Source organism: Chachezhania sediminis (assembly GCF_009765275.1).
Taxonomy (GTDB): Bacteria; Pseudomonadota; Alphaproteobacteria; order Rhodobacterales; family Rhodobacteraceae; genus Chachezhania; species Chachezhania sediminis.
Genome location: NZ_VOPH01000003.1, coordinates 713,090 through 735,118 on the forward strand (window position 1 = coordinate 713,090; position 22,029 = coordinate 735,118).

14 protein-coding genes are annotated in these 22,029 nt (G+C 65.2%); 1 reads left to right on the forward strand and 13 read right to left on the reverse strand.

Features of this window, described 5'->3' with window-relative positions:
- Positions 1-2: 2 nt before the first annotated feature.
- The 9 genes from FQK05_RS12750 to FQK05_RS12790 form a co-directional block, all read right to left on the reverse strand.
- Positions 3-4,424 carry a glycosyltransferase family 2 protein gene (locus FQK05_RS12750; protein ID WP_233270484.1) on the reverse strand — a complete coding sequence of 1,474 codons (4,422 nt, stop codon included), beginning with the start codon at positions 4,422-4,424 and terminating at the stop codon, positions 3-5.
- A gap of 196 nt (positions 4,425-4,620) precedes the next feature.
- Positions 4,621-5,943 carry an NAD(P)/FAD-dependent oxidoreductase gene (locus FQK05_RS12755; protein ID WP_158967284.1) on the reverse strand — a complete coding sequence of 441 codons (1,323 nt, stop codon included), beginning with the start codon at positions 5,941-5,943 and terminating at the stop codon, positions 4,621-4,623.
- A gap of 227 nt (positions 5,944-6,170) precedes the next feature.
- Positions 6,171-7,115: an ABC transporter permease gene (locus FQK05_RS12760; protein ID WP_158967286.1), complete on the reverse strand. Its 945-nt coding sequence runs from the start codon at positions 7,113-7,115 to the stop codon at positions 6,171-6,173.
- Entirely contained in the window at positions 7,112-8,155 is a 1,044-nt protein-coding gene (locus tag FQK05_RS12765) for an ABC transporter permease (RefSeq protein WP_158967288.1), read from the reverse strand. The genes FQK05_RS12760 and FQK05_RS12765 overlap by 4 nt, the downstream gene beginning before the upstream one ends.
- A complete protein-coding gene (locus FQK05_RS12770) occupies positions 8,145-9,671 on the reverse strand; it encodes an ABC transporter ATP-binding protein (protein ID WP_158967290.1) in 1,527 nt (508 codons plus the stop codon). Before FQK05_RS12770 ends, FQK05_RS12765 begins: the two co-directional genes overlap by 11 nt.
- Before the next feature lie 47 nt (positions 9,672-9,718).
- Entirely contained in the window at positions 9,719-10,711 is a 993-nt protein-coding gene (locus FQK05_RS12775) for a BMP family protein (protein ID WP_158967292.1), read from the reverse strand.
- Between the two features lie 577 nt (positions 10,712-11,288).
- Positions 11,289-12,041, reverse strand: a complete 753-nt coding sequence (locus tag FQK05_RS12780; protein WP_233270485.1) for a porin family protein — start codon at positions 12,039-12,041, stop codon at positions 11,289-11,291.
- A gap of 41 nt (positions 12,042-12,082) precedes the next feature.
- Positions 12,083-12,610, reverse strand: coding sequence for a hypothetical protein (locus FQK05_RS12785; RefSeq protein ID WP_199252651.1), 528 nt, complete (start codon positions 12,608-12,610; stop codon positions 12,083-12,085).
- Between the two features lie 155 nt (positions 12,611-12,765).
- On the reverse strand, positions 12,766-15,264 hold the full coding sequence (locus FQK05_RS12790; RefSeq protein ID WP_158967294.1) for a sulfatase-like hydrolase/transferase: 2,499 nt from the start codon (positions 15,262-15,264) through the stop codon (positions 12,766-12,768).
- Positions 15,265-15,532: 268 nt separating this feature from the next.
- Between FQK05_RS12790 and FQK05_RS12795 the strand changes: the two genes are divergently transcribed.
- Positions 15,533-16,540 (forward strand): helix-turn-helix domain-containing protein, encoded by a 1,008-nt coding sequence (locus FQK05_RS12795; protein ID WP_158967296.1) that lies wholly within the window; start codon positions 15,533-15,535, stop codon positions 16,538-16,540.
- Positions 16,541-16,970: 430 nt separating this feature from the next.
- Here FQK05_RS12795 and FQK05_RS12800 read toward each other — a convergent pair whose 3' ends face one another.
- From FQK05_RS12800 to FQK05_RS12815, 4 genes are read right to left on the reverse strand one after another with little or no spacing between them, the layout of a single operon-like run.
- Positions 16,971-18,587: a dipeptide ABC transporter ATP-binding protein gene (locus FQK05_RS12800; protein ID WP_158967298.1), complete on the reverse strand. Its 1,617-nt coding sequence runs from the start codon at positions 18,585-18,587 to the stop codon at positions 16,971-16,973.
- Entirely contained in the window at positions 18,587-19,399 is an 813-nt protein-coding gene (locus FQK05_RS12805) for an ABC transporter permease (RefSeq protein WP_233270486.1), read from the reverse strand. The genes FQK05_RS12800 and FQK05_RS12805 overlap by 1 nt, the downstream gene beginning before the upstream one ends.
- Positions 19,400-19,428: 29 nt before the next feature.
- Positions 19,429-20,370, reverse strand: coding sequence for an ABC transporter permease (locus tag FQK05_RS12810; protein WP_158967302.1), 942 nt, complete (start codon positions 20,368-20,370; stop codon positions 19,429-19,431).
- Between the two features lie 17 nt (positions 20,371-20,387).
- Entirely contained in the window at positions 20,388-21,980 is a 1,593-nt protein-coding gene (locus tag FQK05_RS12815) for an ABC transporter substrate-binding protein (RefSeq protein ID WP_158967304.1), read from the reverse strand.
- Positions 21,981-22,029 lie beyond the last annotated feature (49 nt).

Sequence of the window (22,029 nt, forward strand, 5' to 3'; positions counted from 1 at the left end):
GATCAGCCCTCTGCCGTCATGCCAAGATCGGCCAGGATGCGTTCGCGTGTGGCGCGGATGTTGCGCGCGTTGCGCCGGGCCAGGGTGTAGTCGCACACCCTCAGCGCCAGCCGCAGGTGGCCGCGGCGTTCGGCTTCCATCAGCAGGTCGTGCTGATAGCGGGGCAGGTCGCGCCGGGCCCGCATCAGGCGATAGAAGTGGGCGTCGTCCAGCGTGCCGTCCAGCATGTTCTTCAGGATCGGTTTCAGGATGTTCATCTGAACGAAGGCATTGGGCAGCTGATGCCCGAAGAACGGCATGCGCAGATGGCGCAGGGCCGGCCCGGCCAGCCGTTCGGTCTGGGCGCTGTCCGGTGCGAAATAGGGGTCGGAGATCACGACCACATCCCGCGCATGATCCAGCGTCCCGGGATCCGCCGCGTCGCCATAACGGTCGGTCCAGTCCAGCTTCTGGGTCCAGCCCCAGCGGGTGTCGTCGGGCATCCTGGTCGGGTCCAGCGTGCTTTGCGGTGCGATCGCCAGAACCCGTGCGCCCGGGGCGCAGCGGGAATAGGTCAGCGCCGCGAAGCCGCCCATGGAGGCGCCATAGAACAGTACTTCGTCGAACTGGGAAAAGAACTGCTGGTCGCGCAGGGCGTCGAAGGCATCGTGGACAAAGCCGTGCCGGAACCAGTTCCGCTGGCTGGCCATGACCCCCAGCACCGAAGCGCCAAGCCCCTCCGACAGGAACTCGTGCCCCCAGGGCCACCGCTGTTCCTCGGTGCGCACAACGTGGAGGTTGTCGAAGGTCACCACCAGCTTGCGCGACCCGGGCATGAACATCAGCGCATTCTCCGGCCCTTCCCAGAAGAAGCCGCCGTTCTGGGCGACGTGGCGGCGCGCCTCGGAATAGCGAGGAGCGCCGGCGCCGTCGCCGAAGATCGGGGGCTGCGGCATGCCGGGCTGGAAACCGGCTCCGGTAACGGCCGGCGAGACGGGTACCGCCATTGGCGTATCCGCCGCGACGACCACGGTTTGCCCGAGTGCCACGGGCGCAGGATCTGCCACCGGGGCCGCGACCGGCGTCGGGGCCGCCACGGGCGGCATGACCGGGACATAGGGTGTGCCGGATTGCGCGGCCTCTATCATCGCGACGAGGTCAGCCAGGCGTGCCTCGCGCTGCGCCTCTGTCATGCCTTCGGCTTCGGGCTCGGGGATGGCGACGCCGGGACCGTCGTCCTGCGCCTGGTCCTCGTCGTCCTCGCCTTCGGACTTGGTCAGATAGATTGCATCCGGGTAGGGCACATCGGTGATCCGGCGGTAGAGCTCGGCATAGCCTTCGTCGGCGCGCAGGCTGTCGATCTTGGCGCGGTGCCAGTCGACTGCCTGCCGGTGCAGGGCGGCCAGCGCCGGGTCGGCCATCAGCGCATCCAGCGCGGCGTTCAGCATCGGCAGGCGGGCATGCATCCGGTCGTCGGCCTCGGTCGCATAGTTCCGCCGCGCCCAGTAATCGATGCCCTGGTCCTGATCGGTATGGTTCACCCGGCCGCGGTCGCGCTTCACCAGAAAGCTTTCGGCGGACCGCAGGACATAGTGGTTCAGCGTCGCCAGCCGATATCCCAGCGACCGCTTGGTCGACCGCCAGCCGTTGTTGGTCAGCAGCATCTCGGGCATCTTGCGGCCCGATCCGTTGACCCAGCGCACGCGGTCGACGGCCTCTTCGTCCTCGATATGCATTGGGCGGTGGACGCCGATCCTGGTATAGGGGGCCGAACGGTGGATCATCGACTTGAAGCCCCAGCCCAGCCGCGGCTTCGGGATGAATTCCGGGGCGCAGCGGGTGAACTGTTCGATCACCGGGCGGTCTTCGTAGCCGTGGACGCCGCCGTTGCCGAAAAACTTCCACGTGAAGGAAATCACGTTGGGATCGTTCGTCGCGCGGAACAGGTCGGCAAAGGTGCCGTCACCCACGTGGATGTTCACGAATTCGTCCACGTCGATGGTCAGCACCCAGTCGGCGTTCTGGATCACGGGCCGGGTCATCGCGTCCTTCAGCGCCACGTGCTGCGGCTTGTTCTTGCTGTCCTTGTTCCAGGGATTGTCCACCCGTGTGACGATGCCCATCTCGTCCAGCCGGTTCAGGATGTCGTTCGTGTTGTCGGTGCAGTCGTTGGTGTAGACAAGGAAGTGCTTCACCCCGATGGCGCGGTGATAGGCGATCCATTCCAGGATGAACGGCCCTTCGTTCTTCATCGAGGTCAGGACGACGATGTTGTCGTGGCTGATTGGCTGGTCCAGCGGCGGCAGGCCGTCGGTCAGGGTGCCGGTGCGGCCTTCCAGGCTGTCGATGGCCCGCTGGAACGGAGCCGTCTGCTGCAACTGCATGACCGGCATGTCGCCCGCGGCCGTCGGCAGGTTCACCGAGACAGAGGCACCGGCGATCTGTGTGGAATGCGCGGTCCCGCCTGCCTGGTCGGCCGGCAATTCGGCCTGCGCCGTGCCGGCCGCCCGGACAGCCTTGGCGGCAGTCTTGGGGGCCGCCTTGGGGTCCGCTTTCGGCTCGGGCGTGTCCTCGGCCTTCGCCGCCTGCATCGAAGGCGGCGGCACGTCTGGGATCAGCGCCTTCACCGGGTCGATCCCGTGGCGCAGCAGGGCGCGTCCCAGGAAGCTGTCGGGATGCGGCACGCCATGTTCGTCGGTGATGATCCGGCGACGGATGCGGCGGTTCCACAAGTGCACCGCATAGCAACCGTCATCCAGCTGCCGGTCGATGATGTCGCCCGGCTCCAGCAGTTGCCGCCGCTTCTTGAACGAGATCGGGTAGAAGGCCATCTGCGGCAGCGCCTCCGCGATCTCGCCGGTCTTTTCCAGGAAATAGGTCATCGCCGAGGGGCCCCAGACGCCCCATTTCAGCTCGGTCACATGCACCGGCTTTCCGGCGGCCTTCAGCGCTTCCAGCTCGGCGATCTCTGCCGCCGAATGCCAGGGCGGGATCGGGTATTCGTCGCGGCAGAAATCGGACAGTTCGGCCAGCGCACGGGACCCCTTCGGAAAGCCCAGAACGGCGCCGCAGACCAGCTTGCCCGGCTTTTCCCAGCCATAGACATGCTTGGACGGGAACCGCCACGGCTTCATGCACAGCACGTCCGCGTCGATCCAGATCACGTCCTCGAGCTCGATCATCTTGTAGCGGAACAGGTCCGAATGCAGCGCGGGAGAGCCGCTGTCCTTGTGCTTGATGTAATTCTCGATCGGGAAGACGTCGTTGGCGTCGCGGACCTCGATCCCCTCGGGCACGCCGGTCACCTCGCCATAGGTGTAAAGCACCGTGCGGTGGCCGAAATCGAGGAAGCTCTTCAGGCAGAGCTGTTCCAGGAAACACAGTGACCCGCCGATCCACAGCGACGCGACGGTCGGCAGGGTCGGGTCGATCGCTACCGGATTTGCCGCCTGTCGGGCCAGCACGCCGGGAAGGGCCTGGGCATAGACCTGGCCGCGCGCGGCGCCCTCGGCATCCAGCGGACGCGGTTTCGGGGCGGCTTCGGCGGCGGGGGCTGCCTTGGGTTTCGGGGCGACTTGCGGGGTGGGTGCCACGGGCTTTGCCTCCTCGGCATGGGGCGGTTCTTCGGGGATCGGCGCGTCCTGGGGGTCGATGCCGTGCCGGTCCAGCATCCGCCCCAGCCAGCTGGCCGGTTTCGGGACACCGTTTTCGAATTCCAGCAACCGTTGCCGCAGACGCCGGTTCCACAGGTGGACGCCATAGGTGCCATCGCCCAGCCGCCGGTCGATCCGGTCGTCGGGGCGCAGCAGGTCGCGCCGGTCCTTGAAGTCCACGGGATAGAAGGTTTCCTGCGGCTTGCAGTATTCGATTTCCAGCGTTTCGCGCAGGAAGTGGGTCAGGGCAGAAGGCCCCCAGACGCCCCATCTCAGCTCGCTGACATGGACGGGTGCGCCGACGGCGCGGGCCGCTTCCAGGCGGATGCGCTCAGGGTTCTGGGCCCAGGGCGGGATCGGGTATTCGTTCCGGCAGAAATCGTTCAGCCGCTTCAGCGTGCGCGAGAACCGGGGCAGGCCCAGCACCGCGTTGCAGACCTGCTTGCCCGGCGTTTCCCAGCCGAAGATGAACTGGCCATCGAAATCCCAGGGCTTAATGCACAGCACGTCCGCATCCACCCAGACCACGTTTTGCAGCTCCAGCATCTTGTAGCGGAAGGCATCGGCATGGAATGCGGGCGATCCCGTGGCGCGGTGGCGGATGATCGTGTCGGTGGGAAAGATCGCCTCGGCATCCATCACCTCGACCCCGGCCGGGGCATTCCCGACCTCGCGCCCATAGGTGTAAAGGATCGTCCGGTGCCCGTGATCCACGAAGGATTGCAGGCAAAGCTGTTCAAGGTAGCTGAGATTGCCGCCGATCCACAGGGACGCAATGGTGGGCAGGGTCATCGGAGGTTCCGCGCGGTTGTGCAGGGCAGCGTTGTGCGCGGCCAGGCTAAGGGTTGCCGCCCGAACCGTCCAGAATCGCTTCGTTCCGATTGCTGGCCATTTCCGACGCAAGTTGGGCCATTTTTATCTGCCGTGGCGGGCCTGAACCACCCCTTTCGGCCCATTTTGCTAACAAGCCGGGCGGGTAGTGTTCATTTCACGCTTTTCGGAAGCGGCCCGGACGGAAGGGGTGGATGTCTTCGGACGGGGTGGCGCCGGTTGCCAGTTCCGCCGCGATCTGGCCCACGGCGGGGCCGATGCCGAAGCCATGGCCGGAAAAACCGGTGGCGATCACCAGCCCGGGGATCTTCGCTGCCGGACCCAGCACCGGCATTCCGTCCGGCGTGCCTTCGATAAAGCCCGACCAGTCCTGCACCGCCGTCATGTCCCGGAAGGCCGGGAAGGCGTCCAGAAGGCCCTGCCGCCCCATGGACAGGATCTGGGGATCGCCCGGCGGATCCAGCACGCGGATGCGTTCAAAGACGGTCTGGTCGGTGTCCTTCCACCGCCGGTCGTCCCGCCAGGCGGCCCGGAACCCCGCCAGCGACCAGCGCAGGCGGATGATGTCGCGGTTCTGGCGCAGCATCGGCAGGAAATCGAAGAAATAGCGGATGTGATCGGGCGAGATGTCGGTCGTGTTCAAGCTGCGCCTTGCATAGGTCCATGTCCCGTCCAGCCGCTTGCGAAAGGTCACGTCCCTGGCGCTGCAGCAGATGTCGGGCGCATCGCCCACGCCTTCGACCTGGGCCACCGAGGCCCGCAGACGCAGTTGCGGCAGGCGCAGGCCCAGGTGGCGCAGGAACAGGGACGACCAGGCGCCGGTGGCCAGGATGACCGCATCGCAGGCGACCGTGCCGCGTTCCGTCACCACGGCCGAAATCCTGCCGCCCGACCGTTCCACCCCGCGCACGGCGCAGCCGGTGAAGATCTTCGCGCCCTGCGTCCGCGCGCCCAGGGCAATGCCCGGCGCTGCGTGGAACGGTTCGGCACATCCGTCCGACGCCGTATAAAGCGCGCCGGCAAAGGGGCGGACGCAGCCGGGCAGCAAGGCCATCGTCTCGTCCGACGTCAGAATGCGGCTGTCGACGCCGGCGGGGCGGCCGATCTCGTCCCGCCATTTGCGGTGGTGTTCGACCTCGGCCTGGGTGTCGCAGGGATAGATCGATCCGTTGACGCGATAGCCCATCGCGTGCCCGGTACGGGCGTCCAGCGTGGGCCAGATCCCGTCGGCCATGATCGCCAGCCGGATATCGGCGGCCTGCCGGCCCATCTTGCGGACCCAGCCCCAGTTCCGGCCCGACTGTTCGCCCGCGATCCTGCCCTTTTCGAACAGGCACACCGGCACGCCCTGTTCCGCCAGGACCAGCGCCGCCATCGCACCGACGATCCCGCCGCCGATGATTGCGACAGAGGTCCGTTCCGGCAGGTCGGAGTCGCCCTCCACGTGGGTCAGGCCGCGAAGCCGCATCCCGTCCGCCATGTCCCGTATCTCCCGGTGTGTCAGATCCCGAAATGGGCGCTGTCTGGCGCGCCATCGGCGGCCGGTCCGGCCGGCGCCCTGCCGACACGCGGCTTTCCCGCCTCCACTACAGGAAGGGGACGGGGCAAGGACATGGTGAAAATGATGTTTCATCCGATCATTGGGGCGGTCATTCGCGGTGATCACGGGACCGGGCGACCGGACTCGGCGGGGTGGGCAGGGGCCCGCTAGCGTTCGCCCCGCCGATAGGGCTTCATCAGCGCCCGCGGCACGCGCGCGCGGCGGGACATGGCCACGAGCGCTACGATGGACAGGATGTAGGGCAGCATCAGGAACAGCTGATAGGGCACGGCCTTGCCCGCCACGGTCTGAAGCCGCAGCTGGTAGGCATCGAACAGCGCGAACAGCATTGCCCCCAGCAGTGCCCGCATCGGCCGCCACATGGAAAAGACGACCAGTGCGATGCAGACCCAGCCGCGACCCTGCACCATGGTCGGAAAGAAGCTGGAGAACGCGGCCAGCGTCAGGTAAGCGCCGCCCACCGCCATCATCGCGCTGCCCGCACAGACGGCGCCGATCCGGATCAGGATCGGGTCCAGTCCCTGCGCCTCGGCTGCATGGGGGTTTTCGCCCGTCATCCGGATTGCCAGGCCCAGCGGCGTGCGGTTCATCGTCCAGGCCACGACCAGCACCAGGACGATCGCCAGGTAGGTCAGCGGCGTCTGAGTGAAGAGCGTCGGGCCAAGGAACGGAATGTCCGACAGCCCCGGCACGGGCCAGGGCTGGAACGGTTCGACCGTGGGCGGCGTGCCCTGCACCGGCACGGCCAGCCGGAAAATGTAATAGCTGATCGACGAGGCAAATAGCGTGATCCCCAGCCCCGCCACGTGCTGGCTGAGCCCCAGCACCACCGCCAGCCCGGAATGCAGGAGCCCGAAGGCCATGCCGCAAAGGGCCGCCACCATGACGCCGGTCCACAGGTCGGCGCCGAAGAAGACCGTCAGCCAGCCGATCATGGCGCCGAAGGTCATGATCCCCTCGATGCCGAGGTTCAGCACCCCGGCCCGTTCGCAGATCAGAGCGCCCAGCGTCCCGAAGACCAGCGGCGTCGCGATCCGCAGGGCGGACGACCACAGGCCGACGGTCAGCAGGATATCCAGATATTCGCTCATTTCGTCACCCGGTAGGCCGCGAAGAAGAGCGCGATCAGCATGGTCAACAGCGCCAGCGAGACGGTGACGTCGGCGATGAAGGTCGGCACGCCCATCGTGCGGCTCATCCCGTCGGCACCGACGAAGATCGCGGCGACGAAAAGCGCGGCGAAGATCACGCCGATGGGGTGCAGGTTCGCCAGCATGGCGACGACGATGCCGGAATAGCCGAAACCGGGCGACAGCGCGGTCGACACGAAGCCCTTGACCCCCATGACCTCGACCGCGCCGGCCATGCCGGCCAGCCCGCCGGACAGGCAGGCCACGATCAGCAGCGTCCGCGGCAGCGAGACACCGGCGAACTGCGCGCCTTCGGCATTTTCGCCGGCGGCCCTGGATCGCAGGCCGAAGACGGTGAAGCGGTTCAGCGCCCAGACGCCGATTGCGACGGCAACGGCGATGATCAGGCCCAGGTGCAGCTTGGACCGCGAGACCAGCCGGGGTAGCCGCGCCTCGCCCGGGACGGGTACCGATTGCGGCCAGCCAAAGGCCATCGGGTCCTTCAGCACGCCTTCGACCATCATCGACACGAACAGAAGGACGATGAAGTTCAGAAGCAGCGTCGTCACCACCTCGTCCACGCCGAAGCGCAGGCGCAGCGCCACGGGGATCAGCAGCAGCACCATGCCTGCCACGGCACCCACGGCGATCAGGATGGGGATGGTGATGCCGGGCGGAGCGTTCAGCGCCAGCCCGGCGGCCGCCACGGCCAGCGCGCCGGCATACAGCTGACCTTCGGCCCCGATGTTCCAGACCTTGGCGCGAAAGGCCACGGCGGCGGCCAGCCCCGTGAGCATCAGCGGGATCGCGCGGGTCAGGGTTTCGGTGATCGCCAGCCGGCTGCCGAAGGCGCTTTTCGCGATGGCGGCGTAGGAGGCAAAGACCGGCGCCCCGGCGAGTGCGATCAGGATGCCGGCAATGGCCAGCGACAGGGCCACCGCCACCAGCGGTGCGCCCAGCGTGATCGCGGCCACGGGGTGTTCCCGCCGTTCAAAGCGCATCTTCCAACCCCTTCCATTCGCCCGCCATCATCAGCCCCAAGGCCTGCGCATCCAGCCCTTCGGTCGACACCGGGCGTGACAGGCGGCCGCCGACGATGGCCTGCACCCGGTCGGCCAGGGCCATCGTCTCTTCCAGCTCCTCGGAAATCAGTAGCACCGCAGTTCCCGCAGCGCGGGCTTCCAGGATACGGCGGTGAACCTCGGCAATGGCGCCTTCGTCCAGGCCCCGGGTGGGTTGCGCCGCGATCAGGATCCGCGGATTTTCGGCCAGGTTCCGGCCCAGGATCAACTTTTGCAGGTTGCCGCCCGACAACAGCCGCGCCTCGGTCGCCGGTGTTCCGCCGCGGACATCGAAATCGTCGATGATCTGCTGGCAATAGCGTTTCGCGGCACCGGCCCTGACCACGCCGCCGGTCGAAAAGCGGTCGTCCCCGATCCGTTCCAGCACCGCGTTCTGCCACAGGGTCATCGATCCGATGGCCCCTTCGCTGTTCCGATCCTCGGGGATGCGCGCGACGCCCAGCGAGTGCAGCCGCGCGGGCGTCAGCGTGCCCGCGGGTGCATCGAACAGGTCGATGGCGCCGGACGTGGGCACGGCCAGCCCCGACAGAACCTGTGCCAGTTCCCGTTGACCGTTGCCGGAAACGCCGATGATGCCCAGCACCTCGGCCTCGCGCAGGAACAGGTCGACCTCCTTCAACCGGGTGTGACCGCCGCGGGTCAGGGACAGCCCGTGGGTCTTCAGCACCACCGCCCCGGGCGTCGCTGCAACGCGGGCCGGGCGCTGGACCTGCCGGCCCACCATCAGTTCGGCCAGCTCGGCCTTGGTTGTGGCCGCGGTCGACCGTTCCGCCACCACCCGGCCGGATTTCAGCACGACCACCCGGTCGGCCCCCGCCATGACCTCGTGCAGCTTGTGCGAAATGAAGATGATCGACAGCCCCTCTGCCGCCATGGTGCGCAGCACGCGGAACAGGTGCTGGGCCTCCTGCGGCGTCAGGACTGCTGTCGGTTCGTCCAGGATCAGGATCCGGCAGTCGTTATAAAGGGCCTTCAGGATCTCGACCCGCTGTTGTTCGCCGACCGATAGGTCGCCGACAAAGGCGTCCGGATCGACCTTCAGGGAAAACCGCTCCGCCAGGTCCGCCAGCTTGGCCCGGGCCTTCGCGGTGCGGCTGATCAGAGACCAGAGCCCTTCTGTCCCGGTCATGACATTTTCCAGAACCGTCAGGTTCGGCGCCAGCGAGAAATGCTGATGCACCATGCCCACGCCCATTGCGATGGCATGGCGCGGACGTCCCAGCACCATGTCCTGCCCGTGGATCCGGACGGATCCCCGATCCGGCATGTAATGCCCGAACAGGATGTTCATCAGCGTGGTCTTGCCGGCGCCGTTTTCGCCAAGCAGGGCCAGCACCTCTCCGACCGCCAGAGAGATGGAGATGTCGTCATTTGCCAGCACCGGGCCAAAGCGGCGGGTGATGCCGGTCAGTTCAAGGGCAAGGGGCGCCGTCATTGTGCTGACATGGGAAACCGGGGCGGCTGGAACCGCCCCTGTCACCGTCAGGTCGGTTCGCTGAAGTCGATCGGCACTTCGAAGGTGCCGGCCTTGATCGCGGCGCGAACCTCCTCCATCGGGCCGATGGCATCCGCGGGGACCATGTCGGCCGAAAACAGGATGTCGTTGCCGCCATGGATCATCAGGCAGAACGGCGTGTAGTTCTTGCCCGTCGGGTTGCCCGCCAGCTTGTCCTCGACCGCCGCGGCCAGCAGCGGATCGAAATACCACATCGCGTTGGCAAAGACCGTTTCCGGATAGCGCGGAGTATAATCGATCAGCGACCCGATGGCCTTGATCCCGCGTTCCTTGGCAGCGTCGGCGGTGCCGATCCGTTCGCCGAAGAGGATGTCGGCCCCCGCGTCGATCTGTGCCAGCCCCGCCTCGCGTGCCTTGGGCGGATCGAAGAAGGTGCCGATGAAGCCGATCAGGTGTTCGCTGTCGGGCCGGACCGAATTCACGCCTTCGCGGAAGCCGTTGATCAGCATGTTGACCTCGGGGATCGGGATCGCGCCTACGGACCCGAAGACGCCGCTTTCCGACATGGGTGCCGCCAGCATCCCCGCCAGGTAGGCGCCTTCGTGGTTCCACGTGCCGAACACGCCGAAATTGTCGCCCGACGGCTGGCCCGAGGATCCCATCAGGAAGGCCACGTCGGGGTAATCGGCGGCAATCTCGCGGATTTCCTGCTCGACCGCGTAGGCTTCGCCCACGATCAGGTCAACGCCCTGTTCGCAATATTCCCGCGCGGCCCGGCCATAGTCGGTGGCCGACACGCCTTCGGAAAAGACATAGTCGATGGCGCCGGCCTCGGCCGCGTCGACCATGGCCTGATGCAGGCGCGAGTTCCACGCGTTTTCCACCGGCGACGAATGCAGACCCGCCACCGTCAGCTTGGTCTGGGCGCGCAGGACCGAGGGCGCGAAAAGCGTCGTGCCGGCTGCTGCTGCGGTGCCTTTCAGGAATGTGCGACGTGGAAGGTAAAGGCGGTTCTTCATATTATCCTCGCTGTCGAAATCTTTTTTCTGGTTATGAGGGCGGCATCCGCAGGCCGGGACCTGCAGAACCGGCGGACGTGGCCAGGCGGCCCACGCTGTCCCTTGCCAAAGCCTTCGTTCAGGCGGGATCGTTGTCAAACGATAAAAGTCCTGCAGGCGGCGCAGAATGCCGCGTCCGATGTCGGGGTAGGCGGGGCCGGGGCCTGCGCGGTCCGCCCGTCCCTGTCTTGGGGTGTCCCGGGGCGCACGCGACGCCCGCCCCGGCCCACCTCGCCTCTCGCCTGCGAAACTGCAGCATCGCGCCGAAGCGGCGCAGGTTTGGCAGCAAGGCCGACCCATGCGGGCCGCGCCGGGAGCTGACCGGGTTTCGGTCCGGGTCGACACCCACGGCTGTGGGGCTTTCCCAAACGTGTCGTTCGCCGGGCACGTGACACCCGGGCGCTGCCGGATTTCAGCGAAGCGGGCCTTTTCGGGGCAGGCTGCGAAAACTGGAAGTCACATGAAAAATGCTCAATGGTCGAGCATTCTATGTACGGGAGAGGTTTCTTTCGGCCCCTCCCATATGCCGCCTGGGACCTCAGAACCGGTAGACGGCTCCGAGGACCGGGCCGGACTGGCTGAACTCGAACCGGGTTCCATTGTCGGTATGGTCCACCGAGATATGACGATATCCTCCCCGAAGCAGCCATTTGTCGGTCAGGGCATAGTCGAAGGTCAGCAAAGCCTGCCATGTCTCGCTGTCGGAACTGAAACCGCCATAGTCCGCAAAGGCGGTGCTGGACCACGTATCGGACAGCTTGAACCGTGCGCGGGCTCCGACGACCGGATCTGTCCAGCTGGAACTGACAGAGGCGGCCCGGCCCGGCGCCGCGCCCGGTTGCAAGGTCATCGAGGCCCGGGCATCGAACCAGCGGAACCCGCCTGCGACATCGATTGCCACTTTCGCGCTGTCATGTACCCGGTAGGCCACGTACCCGTTCAGGATCTGGGTCTTGACCGAGGTATCGAGGCCCGAAAAGGCCGGGCCCGGGGTCGTGTTCCCGAAGGACAGGTCGTTGTAGAGGTAATCCGCAAGGATGCTGAACTTCCCGTTTTCGGCGGCAAAGGCCCCCATGAACGCGAAGTCCAGGTTGGCCAGGGCGTCGCTGAAGCTGAGGGAACTGTCGAATGTCCGGGACGGGGTGGCCAGGGTCGTTTCGGTGCGGGGCATGAAGAGATACAGCGTCCCCTCGTAGGTCCAGCCGGATGATTGTGCGCGGGCAGGGGACGGAACCGGCACCGCGATGCAGGCCCCGAGGACGATGACCTTTGCAGCATGCATGACACGCATGTCCATTCTCCTTTCCTGGTGGATCGCCGGCGGGGCGGGCTTCAATAAAGAACCGCGCGCCTGAACGAACGCCGATCCACCCCGGCCACCGACAGCGGGGTCCGCGGCATGCCGATCACGTCGATGAACAACGATACGTTCTGTCCCATATCGGGCGGGGGGCCGGACAGGATGTCGGCAGTGTAGTGAAGATCCTGCCCGTCGAGCCGTGGTGCGCTGAGCGTGACCACAGTCTGGACCAGCCTGCCGTCTTCCAGCACGGACAGGTCGGCATTGGGCGGATCGACCAGGAAACTGTCGCTGCCCTGGCCCCAGAAGGGCACGAAGTCTGCCGTCGTCATGTTGCCGGCGATCCGGTCGGGGCGGTCGGAAAAGAACAGCGTGACCGGGCTGACGCCGCGCAGGGTCAGCTGCCGGCCGGCGGCGTCATAGGCGACACTGCTGGCCGTCTGGACGAACAGGAAATCGGCTGTCGCCCCGTCCTGCGTTTGGGCCAGAAGAGGCGTGCCGGTCTGTACAGCACCTGCGCAGGCTGCGCCGATGGCCAGCATGCGGCGGCGGTCGAACATTCCCGGTTGTCCGGGGGATCGGTGGTTCATGTCACCTGACATGGGGTTCAACTCCTGGATGGTTGGTCCGGTCGATCCATGGCGTCCGGGGGGATCGCCGGACCGACCGGGGGCGCAGGGCCGGATGGGGGATCCGGCGGCCCTGCGGAGTTCTGTCAGTCCGCCGCGCGCTTCATGGCGGCTTCAAGCCGGGTCTTGTCGGCCTGGGACAGTTCCGGGCGGTCGACCTTGATCGTCAGCTTGCCCAGCCCTGCCGTCAACTTGAAGGGCGGCAGGTAATCGGCATCGTTCACGCCGGTCAGCGTGTCCGAGCCGATGTCGAAGGCTTCGTCCCATTGCAGGATGATCGGGATCGTGTGGGCCATCTTCTTCGTATCGACCACCTTGCCGTCGACCTTCAGCGTCCCGGTTCCGGGCTGGCCCACGCCGCTCATGTCGTTGAAGGCCAGGGTGCCGGCACCGATCCCGTCATAGACGAAGTCGAATTCGACCACGTGCTTGCCGGGCGACAGCGCCTCGGGGCCTTCCCACTTGATCCGGTCCAGGTCGACCATGTTCCACAGGAACACGGGCTTGCCCTTCAGCAGGTAGAAGCCATAGCCGCCGAACCGCCCGCCCGAGGTCAGGATCATGCCCTCCGCCCCGCCTTCCGGCACGTCCAGTTCGGCCGTGATCGTATAGGAGGCGTTCAGGATGCTCGGGGAATCCCCCTGCGGCAGTCCGGTCATGGGCCTGGTATAGACGAATTCCGTGCGCCCGGCGGTGATGTTGGGCCGGGGTGCCGCGACCCGCGGACCGACCGAGGCATCGAGTGGGAAGACGTTGTACTTCGTGGCTTCGCGGATGAAGGTTTCCTTCAGGGTCTCGACCATGTCGGTGTGTTCCGCGGCCACGTTGTGGCTCTGGGTCGGATCGGTCTTCAGATCGTAGAGTTCGAAGACCTGATTGTTCAGCGGATCCGGGTTGCCGGGGCCGAAGGCGTCCCAGGGCGCGCGGTTGACCTTGGTGGCCAGGAACCAGTCGTTGTGCCACAGGCCCCACTGACCGAACATCTCGAAATACTGAGTGTCGCGCGGCGGTGGGGCATCCTTTTGGGCCGGGTCGAACAGATAGGCAAAGCTCTTGCCGTCCATCGGCACCTGCGAGATGCCGTCGACCTCCTGCGGGGCGGCGATGCCGGCCACGTCCAGGATTGTGGGCACCACGTCGATCACGTGCAGGAACTGGTCGCGCCGGCCACCTTTGTCGGTGATCCTGGCGGGCCAGGTGACGGTCATGTTCTGCCGGATGCCACCCAGCTGCGACGCGATCTGCTTCATCCAGGGATAGGGGGTGTCGAAGGCCCAGGTCCAGCCGACGGCCATGTGGTTGTAAGTCGCCTCGGTCCCCCAGACATCGTACCACTTCATCTGCGTCTCGACGGGGATCCGGTTCAGGCCGTTGAAGAAGGCGACCTCGTTCGGGGTGCCCAGCTCTCCGCCCTCGGCCGAGGTGCCGTTGTCGCCGTTGATATAGATGATAAGCGTGTTGTCGTATTCGCCGATATCTTTCAGCGTCTGGACCACGCGTCCGATTTCATCGTCCATATAGGCGGAATAGGCGGCAAAAACGTCGACCTGACGGATGAACAGTTTCCGTTCTTCGTCCGTCAGGCTGTCCCAGTTCTTGATATAGTCGGTGGGCCAGGGCGTCAGGTCTGCGTAATCAGGGAAATAGCCCATTTCCTTCTGTTTTTCGAAGATCCGTTCCTGCAGCTTGTTCCAGCCGTCGTCGAACAGGTGCATCGCGCTGATCTTGTCGACCCATTCCTTGGTGGGATGGTGCGGCGCATGGGTGGCGCCCGGGGCGAACTTGACGAAGAAGGGCTTCGACGGGTCGATCTGGTGCATGTTGGTGATCCAGTCGATGGCGTCGTCGGCCATCGCGGTCATCAGGTTCCAGCCCGGCTTGCCTTCGAAGGGATAGATCTGCGTGGTGTTCCGGAAGAGGTTCGGCTGCCACTGGTTGGCGTCGCCCCCCACGAAGCCGTAGAAATATTCGAACCCCATGCCCGTGGGCCACTGGTCGAAGGGTCCGCTCTGGCTGGCCTCGAATGCCGGGGTGTTGTGGTCCTTGCCGAACCAGGACGTGTTATAGCCGTTGTCCAGCAGGATCCGGCCCACCGTCGCCTTCTCTGGCCCGATGATCGAGTTGTAGCCCGGAAAACCCGTCGCCTGTTCCGAGATCACGCCGAAACCCGCGTTGTGGTGGTTCCTGCCGGTGATCAGCGCGGCCCGTGTCGGCGAACAGAGCGACGTGGAATGGATCTGCGTGAAGCGCAGGCCGTCGGCGGCGAGCGCATCCATTGTCGGATGCGGGATGATGCCGCCGAAGGTGCTGGGAATGCCCCAGCCGGAATCGTCGGTGATGATCAGAAGGACATTCGGCGCCTCGGCCGGGGGCACGACGCGCGGCGGCCACCACTGGGTGGAATCGCCCGCGGTCAGCCCGATCTCGCCCCCGAAGGGCATTTGAGGCGGCGGCAGTTGCAGACCGTCGATCGTCGTCGTGGCATTCGGCGCCCCGGTCACATTCTGTGCGACCGCGACATCCGCCATCCCGGTCGCGCAGGCAAGACCCGCGGCCACGGACAGAAAGGTCTTCCGTTGTTTCATAATTCTTTCCCCATCCCCTTATTCCCGTTTCCAGCGTAAAAAAGTCATTGTGCCAAGGAGTCGTATGACAATCCTTGGTGGCGCTATTGCGCGGAAACCTTGGGCAGATTAACGCGATCAGAGTTGATCTGAATCAATTGACTGATGCAGACTTAACTTTGACCGCCAAAATCCGAATGAATACGGTTTCGGTCCGGTCTGGGGGGATCCGATGACGTCGATAATTCCATTGATCCGTGCGGCTGTGGTCATTCCCTGGATCCGATGGATGGAGGACCATGGAAAGGCGCCGCTCGACCGGCTGGCCGAAGTCGATCTTGCCTATCTTCCCGTGGACGATCCGAACTGTCCCGTTCCGTTGCTGAACACGTTCGCCTTCGCCCGCAGGATGGCCCAGGTGGAAGGCGTGGACATCGGTTGCAGGGTCGCCACGAACGCCACGATCGAACAACTGGCCAATCTGGGCCTTGTCATGCGGCATGGCGGAACGCCCCGGGGGGCCTTTCTGCGCACGGCCGCGGCCTTGCCGCGCCATTGCACCCATGAAATTGTGACCGTCAGCGAAAGCGGCACCGGTATCGTGGTCTGCGATGGCTGGCAGTGGGATTTCGACGCGGAAACGCTGCATGCCGTGCAGTTGAACGTGGCATCGATCATCCGCTGCGTCTGTCAGATGACGGGCCTGGACGGGACCCTTTTCAAAGAGATCAGGATGGTGCCGCACCCTGTTGCGGGTCTGGATCACGCCGTGCGGCATTTCGGGTGTCCGGTACTTCCGGCGCCGGACAGACGCCTGCAGGTCAGTATCCCCGGCAGAATCGCCGACACGCCCTTTCTGGCCTGCCATTCCGACCTGCCCGACGCATTGCCCACGCGGGAAGACTGGCTTCGGCTGCGCCAGGACGGAACGTTGGCGACTTCGGCCCGTATCGCCCTGACCGTCATGCTGCGGGGCGGCTTGCCCACGGTCGACCATCTGGCTTTTTCCGCGGGCACGAGCGTGCGGACCCTGCAACGCCGTCTGGGCGAGGAGGGCACCAGCTTCGCCGGTCTGCTTGACGACGTTCGCCACAGGATCGCCATCGAGGCGCTCGGTTCGGATGGGGGCGATATCGCGTCGCTGGCATCCCAGCTGGGCTTTTCCCATCCGGCGGCATTCACGCGGGCCGTCCGGCGATGGACCGGCCAGTCACCGAAAGCGCTCCGCGGCCAACAGAAAAAACCGCAGAGCGCGGTCGGCCCGATATTGAAGGGCGGAAAGTCTGTGGCAAATTAGAACGGCCGGAGCCCCTGTCCCTGCAAGGCATTCCTCTTCTGGCCGTCAGGTTCGAGATCCGTTCTGGCCTAAAGCCGCAAGATGACGGTTGCCACTTTTGCCAGGACCGATGCCCGAAGGCGTTCCTGTCTGCCATCGCTCTCGCCTTACCCATCGTCTTCTAGCCATCAGGCCTCAGTCTGGGCGCGGATCCACATTGATGCGGGCAAACAGTTGGGATCGGTTTCAGGGCGACAAGTTCAGCATTATGTCTCTGTTTCGGCGGGCCGCCGAAGGAGTGCCGGCCTGTCGCACGGGATGTGGGGGGCGCGATCTTGTCATCGCCGACGCTTCGCGCCCTTCCACTGCGGCAATACCACTTGGGTCACCGCGATGTACGGTGTCCTTCGCCTTGCGGCGCCGGCCACCGACGCGGCGGGCACCTGACCCGTCAGATGCCCGCCGCGATCTTCGCCACGGCCGCTCTGCCCGGCATCGCGTCAAGAAGTTGTTGTGTATAGGCGGACTTCGGGTTGGCCAGGACCTTGGCCGCCGTGCCCTGTTCGACGATCCGGCCTTTCTGCATCACGCAGATCCGATCGCTGATCCGGGCGGCGACACGCAGGTCATGGGTGATGAAAATCATGCCCAGGCCCAGCTCTCGCTGAAGCTCTTCCAGAAGATCCAGGACCTGGTTCTGCACTGTCATGTCCAAGGCCGAGACCGCCTCGTCCGCGATCAGCAGGTCGGGTTCCATCGCCAGTGCGCGCGCAATGCAGATGCGCTGGCGCTGACCGCCGCTGAACTGGTGCGGATAGCGTTGCAGGGCCGAAGGTTCCAGCCCGACCCGAGCGATCAGTGCCGCGCCGCGCGCCATCGCTTCCGCGCGCGACAGGCCTGCATTCATCGGCCCTTCGATCAACGACGCCCCGATCCGCAGCCGCGGATTGAGCGACCGGTTCGGATCCTGGAACACCATCTGAACCTTGTTCACCCGTGTCCCGCGTGCGTCCGCCGCACCGCCCTTCGGGAGATCGATTGTGCCCGAACTTGGTGGGACCAGGCCGGCGACGATCCGGGCCAGCGTGCTCTTGCCCGAACCGCTTTCGCCAACGATGCTGAGCACTTCGCCCTGCGCCACGGTCAGGTCGACATCGGCGACCGCCGCAATCCGGCGGCCGGCAAGCAGACCCTTGCCATAGGTCTTGTCCAGCCCGGCGATGTTCAGAAGGGGTCGCCCCTGGACCGGCGCGCGCGGGGGCGGCGCCTGAAGGGGGGGAACCGCATCGATCAGTTGGCGGGTATAGTCCTGCGTCGGTGAATCCAGCACCTTCGCGGCGGGTCCGGCTTCGATCACGCGGCCACCGCGCATCACGATCACCCTGTCGGCGATCTCGCGAACCACGCCTATGTCATGTGTGATGAACAGAACCCCTGCTCCCCGCTTGTGCCGGAGCGTGTCGATCAGCTTCAGGATCTGCGCCTGCGTCGTCACGTCGAGCGCCGTGGTCGGTTCATCCGCGATCAGGACGGAAGGGTTCAGGATCAGCGCCATGGCGATCATAACCCTTTGACGCTGCCCTCCCGAAATCTGGTGTGGATAGGCCTTCGCGATGGCCACGGGATCGGGAAGGTTCACAGCCCTCAGTGTTTCCAGCATGCGGGCGTGGCGCGTAGCGCGGGACATGTCCGGCTGATGAATGACAAGGACTTCCTCGACCTGATGTCCGATGCTGTAGACCGGATTCAGGGCTGTCATGGGTTCCTGAAAGATCATCGACATCGACTGGCCGGAAAAGGTGCGACGGGCCTCTGCGGGCAGGGTCAGAAGATCCTGTCCCTTGAACAGGATCTGGCCGGCGCTGACATCCAGCTCGCGCGCCAGGAGGTTCATCACCGCAAAGGCGGTGGCAGACTTGCCCGAACCGCTTTCGCCGACAACGCACAGGATCTCTCCCGCGGCGAGATCGAAACTGACGCTTTCGACCGCGGACCTGCGGTCGCCGCCCGAAGGCAGATCGATTGTCAGCCCGCGCACGCTCAGCACGGGTGTGTCAGCTGCGGTCATCACCGGCCTCCCAGGCTCAGGGGATCGGTCACGTCGCGCAGGCGATCGCCGATCAGGTTTATCGACAGGACGGTCAGGCCCAGAAGCACGCTTGGTACGAAAACGACCCACGGCGCGCGTTGGAACGAACTGCGGCCTTCCGCGATCATGTTGCCCCAGCTTGCAAGTTCCGGCGGCGTGCCGATGCCAAGGAAGCTGAGCACGGCTTCGGCAATGATGGCCGACGCGCAGACATAGCTGGCCAGCACGATAAGCGACGCGGCAGCGTTGGGCAGGATATGCCGCAACAGCAGCACCGGCGTGCGGGTCCCGGCCATGACCGACGCCTCGACAAAGGGCTCACCGCGGATCGACATGGTCAGGCTGCGGCTGAGCCGCGCGATTTCCGGCAGCATCGGCAACGCAATGGCAAAGACCAGCGCCTGCGGCGTGCTGCCGAAGGCCATCAAGGCCGCCACGCCCAGAAGCACGGCCGGTATGGCCATCAGGCCGTCCATCACGCGCATGATCACCCCGTCGAGGAACCGCACGTATCCGGCCACAAGCCCCAGCGCGGTTCCGATGGACAGCGCGGCGATCGCGACCAGTGCCCCGATCGACAGGGACACCCGCGCGCCGTGGAGCGCACGCGAGAAGATATCGCGCCCCACGCGGTCGGTGCCCAGCCAGTGTTCGGCTGAAGGCGGTTTCAGACGCACGGTCGCATCGACGAAGGTGGGATCCACCGGCGCGAGCCAGGGCGCGAAAATGGCCAGCAGCACCAGGCAGGTCAGGACCGAGATCGCTGCCGCCGTCAGAGGGTCACGGAGCATCGAACGATACCATTGTCCGGACGCGGCGCTCATCGCGACAACCTGGGGTCAAGCGCCGCACAGATCAGGTCGATGCAGAGGTTGATCAGAACGTAGAGAATGGATGTCATCAGAACGAGCCCCTGGATGATGGGAAAGTCGCGTTTCAGGATTGCTTCGGTCACCAGTCGCCCAAGGCCGGGTATGTTGAACAGGCTCTCGGTCACGACGACACCGCCCAGTAGCGCGGCAAAGGTTGTGCCGATCAGCGTGACGACAGGAACTGCAGACGTCCGCATCGCATGGACGAACAGGATCCGTCGGGGCGATGCACCCTTGGCCGCGGCCGTGCGGACGAAATCCTGTTTCAGCATGTCCGAAACAGTGGCCCGGCTGACCCGGGCAAACAGCGCGATATAGAAGATCGACAGGGTCAGCGTCGGGAGCATCAGCGAGCGGGCAAAGCTCCACAGGCCGTTCCCCGGCGGGGAATAGCCCTGTGCGGGCAACCAGCCCAGCTTCAGCGACACCACGTAGACCAGCGAATACGCGACAAGAAAGATCGGCAGGGAAAAGCCCATGGCGGCAAGGAAGGTCACGGCCTTGTCCGTGCGTTCGCCCAGACGCATCGCGGCGATGGCCCCGGCGGGCACGCCGATCAGCACCGACAGGGTGATCACCGAAAGCGCCAGGGATATCGTGGCCCCCGCCCGGTCCATCACGATGTCCGACACCGGGCGCTGGTAGAAGATAGAAGTGCCGAAATCTCCCTGCACCAATCCGCCGACCCATGCGAGAAACTGTTCCGAAAGCGGCCGGTCCAGCGCCAGGTGCTGGCGCAGCGACTCGACCGCGGCATCGGTTGCCGTGTCCCCGGCAAGTATGCGGGCAGGATCGCTCCCGCCCGCATGGATCAGAAGGAAGATCAGGACAGAGACGATCGGAATGACGGGCAGGGCCGACATCAATCGCTTGAACACGAAACCTTTCATCTCTTGACCCTCTTCCGTCAGTCAGCGCTGGACTTGGTCAGTCCGTAGAAGGGCGATGCCAGACCGACCACGACATTGCCCACGTCCTTGTTCCAGGCCGAAAGGCTGACGTACTGGCCCGCGGGCACGAAGGGCATGACTTCGTAGATCCTTTCCTGGAAGTCGGCGGCCAGCTTCTTGCGTTCTTCGAAGTCGGTGGCATTCATGAAGGCGGTCTTGATGGCATCTGCTTCATCGTCACAGGGCCAGCCCGCCCACGAGGTTTCGCAATTGGTATTGCCGGGCAGGTTGGAAAACGGGCTGTCCAGGTTTTCCGCCGTGGTCGTGGTGACGAACAGGTTCCAGCCGCCTTCCGTCTGCGGCACCTTCAGGGCGCGGCGCTGCACCAGCGTCGCCCAGTCCGAGGCCGCCACTTCGACATTGAACCCGATCGACCGCAGTTCTTGCGCGGCGATCAGGGCGAAGGCCTGCAGGCTGGGAATGTCGGTCGGCTGCAGGACGACGATGGGCGTTCCATCGTAACCGCTTTCCTCGACCAGCGCCCTGGCCGCTTCGACGTCAAGGGTGCCGACGCCTTCGCTTCCGACGTCGGTGCTGAAGGGGCTGTCGCAGGTGAAGATCGATTTGCAGACCTTGCCGAATTCGGGCCGGGCCGCGGACACGGCCAGATACTGCTCCTGGTCGACAACCATGGCGAAGGCCTTGCGTGCCCGCACGTCGTCGAAGGGCGGCGTTAGGCTGTTGAAACGCAGAAGTACCGTTTCGCCGCTGGGATACCGGGTCTTCACCTCGATGTTGTCGCCGCCTTCCAACTGGTCCAGCGTATCGGGGTTGATAAAGCTGATGAAATCGACCTCACCGGCCAGAAGCGCGTTGACCGATGTCTGGCTGTCGGGGATGGACAGCAATTCGACCCGGTCCACGGCGCCTTCGTGCGAGCCTGCCAGGACGTCCTGCGGTTCATTGCGCGGAACGTAGTCCTCATAGCGTTTCAGCACCACGACGGAACCCGGACGGGTTTCCTTGGCATCATAGACAAAAGGCCCCGAGCCGACGGGTTCGGTGATGACCGAGGCCGGGCCGTCCGCGATGATCCGGGCAGGGTAGATATAGGGAACGATCGGGGCGTATTTGCCCAGGATGTCCAATGTCAGACCAAAGGGCTGATCCAGGGTCATTGTGAAGGTCGTGTCGTCCACCGCTTCCAGCGCGACGATACGGTCCTGCAGGATCTTCCCGATCGCATCCTTGGCAAAGAAGCGGTCCAGCGAGGCCAGGACATCCGCGGTGGTGACGGGGGCGCCGTCATGGAAGGTGACGCCGTCACGCAGGGTGAAGCTGTAGGTCAGCCCGTCGTCGCTCAGGCTGTAGTCCCCGACAAGCTGTGGCTGCGGTCGGCCTTCGCTGTCCATGGCAAAGAGCGTTTCGAAAACCATGTGGCCGAAATCGGTGACCACGGTCGCGGTCGACTGGCTGGGATCAAGCGATGGCAGATCGGCTTCAAGCACGATGCGAAGCGTATCGTCGGCCTGGGCCGGCAACGCGAGGGGAACCGAAAGCGTCAAGGCAAACATCGTGCTGCCAAGAAGTCTGGTCTTGCGGTGTTTCATGGGTCACTTTCCTGTTGGTCAGATGATTTTTGGTCTTGTCCGCCGCGCC

Excerpts from the sequence above, each read along its gene's own strand:
- FQK05_RS12750 (WP_233270484.1), bottom strand. The coding sequence starts at position 4,424 with ATGACCCTGCCCACCATTGCGTCCCTGTGGATCGGCGGCAATCTCAGC.
- FQK05_RS12755 (WP_158967284.1), bottom strand. The coding sequence starts at position 5,943 with ATGGCGGACGGGATGCGGCTTCGCGGCCTGACCCACGTGGAGGGCGAC.
- FQK05_RS12760 (WP_158967286.1), bottom strand. The coding sequence starts at position 7,115 with ATGAGCGAATATCTGGATATCCTGCTGACCGTCGGCCTGTGGTCGTCC.
- FQK05_RS12765 (WP_158967288.1), bottom strand. The coding sequence starts at position 8,155 with ATGCGCTTTGAACGGCGGGAACACCCCGTGGCCGCGATCACGCTGGGC.
- FQK05_RS12770 (WP_158967290.1), bottom strand. The coding sequence starts at position 9,671 with ATGACGGCGCCCCTTGCCCTTGAACTGACCGGCATCACCCGCCGCTTT.
- FQK05_RS12775 (WP_158967292.1), bottom strand. The coding sequence starts at position 10,711 with ATGAAGAACCGCCTTTACCTTCCACGTCGCACATTCCTGAAAGGCACC.
- FQK05_RS12780 (WP_233270485.1), bottom strand. The coding sequence starts at position 12,041 with ATGCGTGTCATGCATGCTGCAAAGGTCATCGTCCTCGGGGCCTGCATC.
- FQK05_RS12785 (WP_199252651.1), bottom strand. The coding sequence starts at position 12,610 with ATGTTCGACCGCCGCCGCATGCTGGCCATCGGCGCAGCCTGCGCAGGT.
- FQK05_RS12790 (WP_158967294.1), bottom strand. The coding sequence starts at position 15,264 with ATGAAACAACGGAAGACCTTTCTGTCCGTGGCCGCGGGTCTTGCCTGC.
- FQK05_RS12795 (WP_158967296.1), top strand. The coding sequence starts at position 15,533 with ATGGAGGACCATGGAAAGGCGCCGCTCGACCGGCTGGCCGAAGTCGAT.
- FQK05_RS12800 (WP_158967298.1), bottom strand. The coding sequence starts at position 18,587 with ATGACCGCAGCTGACACACCCGTGCTGAGCGTGCGCGGGCTGACAATC.
- FQK05_RS12805 (WP_233270486.1), bottom strand. The coding sequence starts at position 19,399 with ATGCTCCGTGACCCTCTGACGGCGGCAGCGATCTCGGTCCTGACCTGC.
- FQK05_RS12810 (WP_158967302.1), bottom strand. The coding sequence starts at position 20,370 with ATGAAAGGTTTCGTGTTCAAGCGATTGATGTCGGCCCTGCCCGTCATT.
- FQK05_RS12815 (WP_158967304.1), bottom strand. The coding sequence starts at position 21,980 with ATGAAACACCGCAAGACCAGACTTCTTGGCAGCACGATGTTTGCCTTG.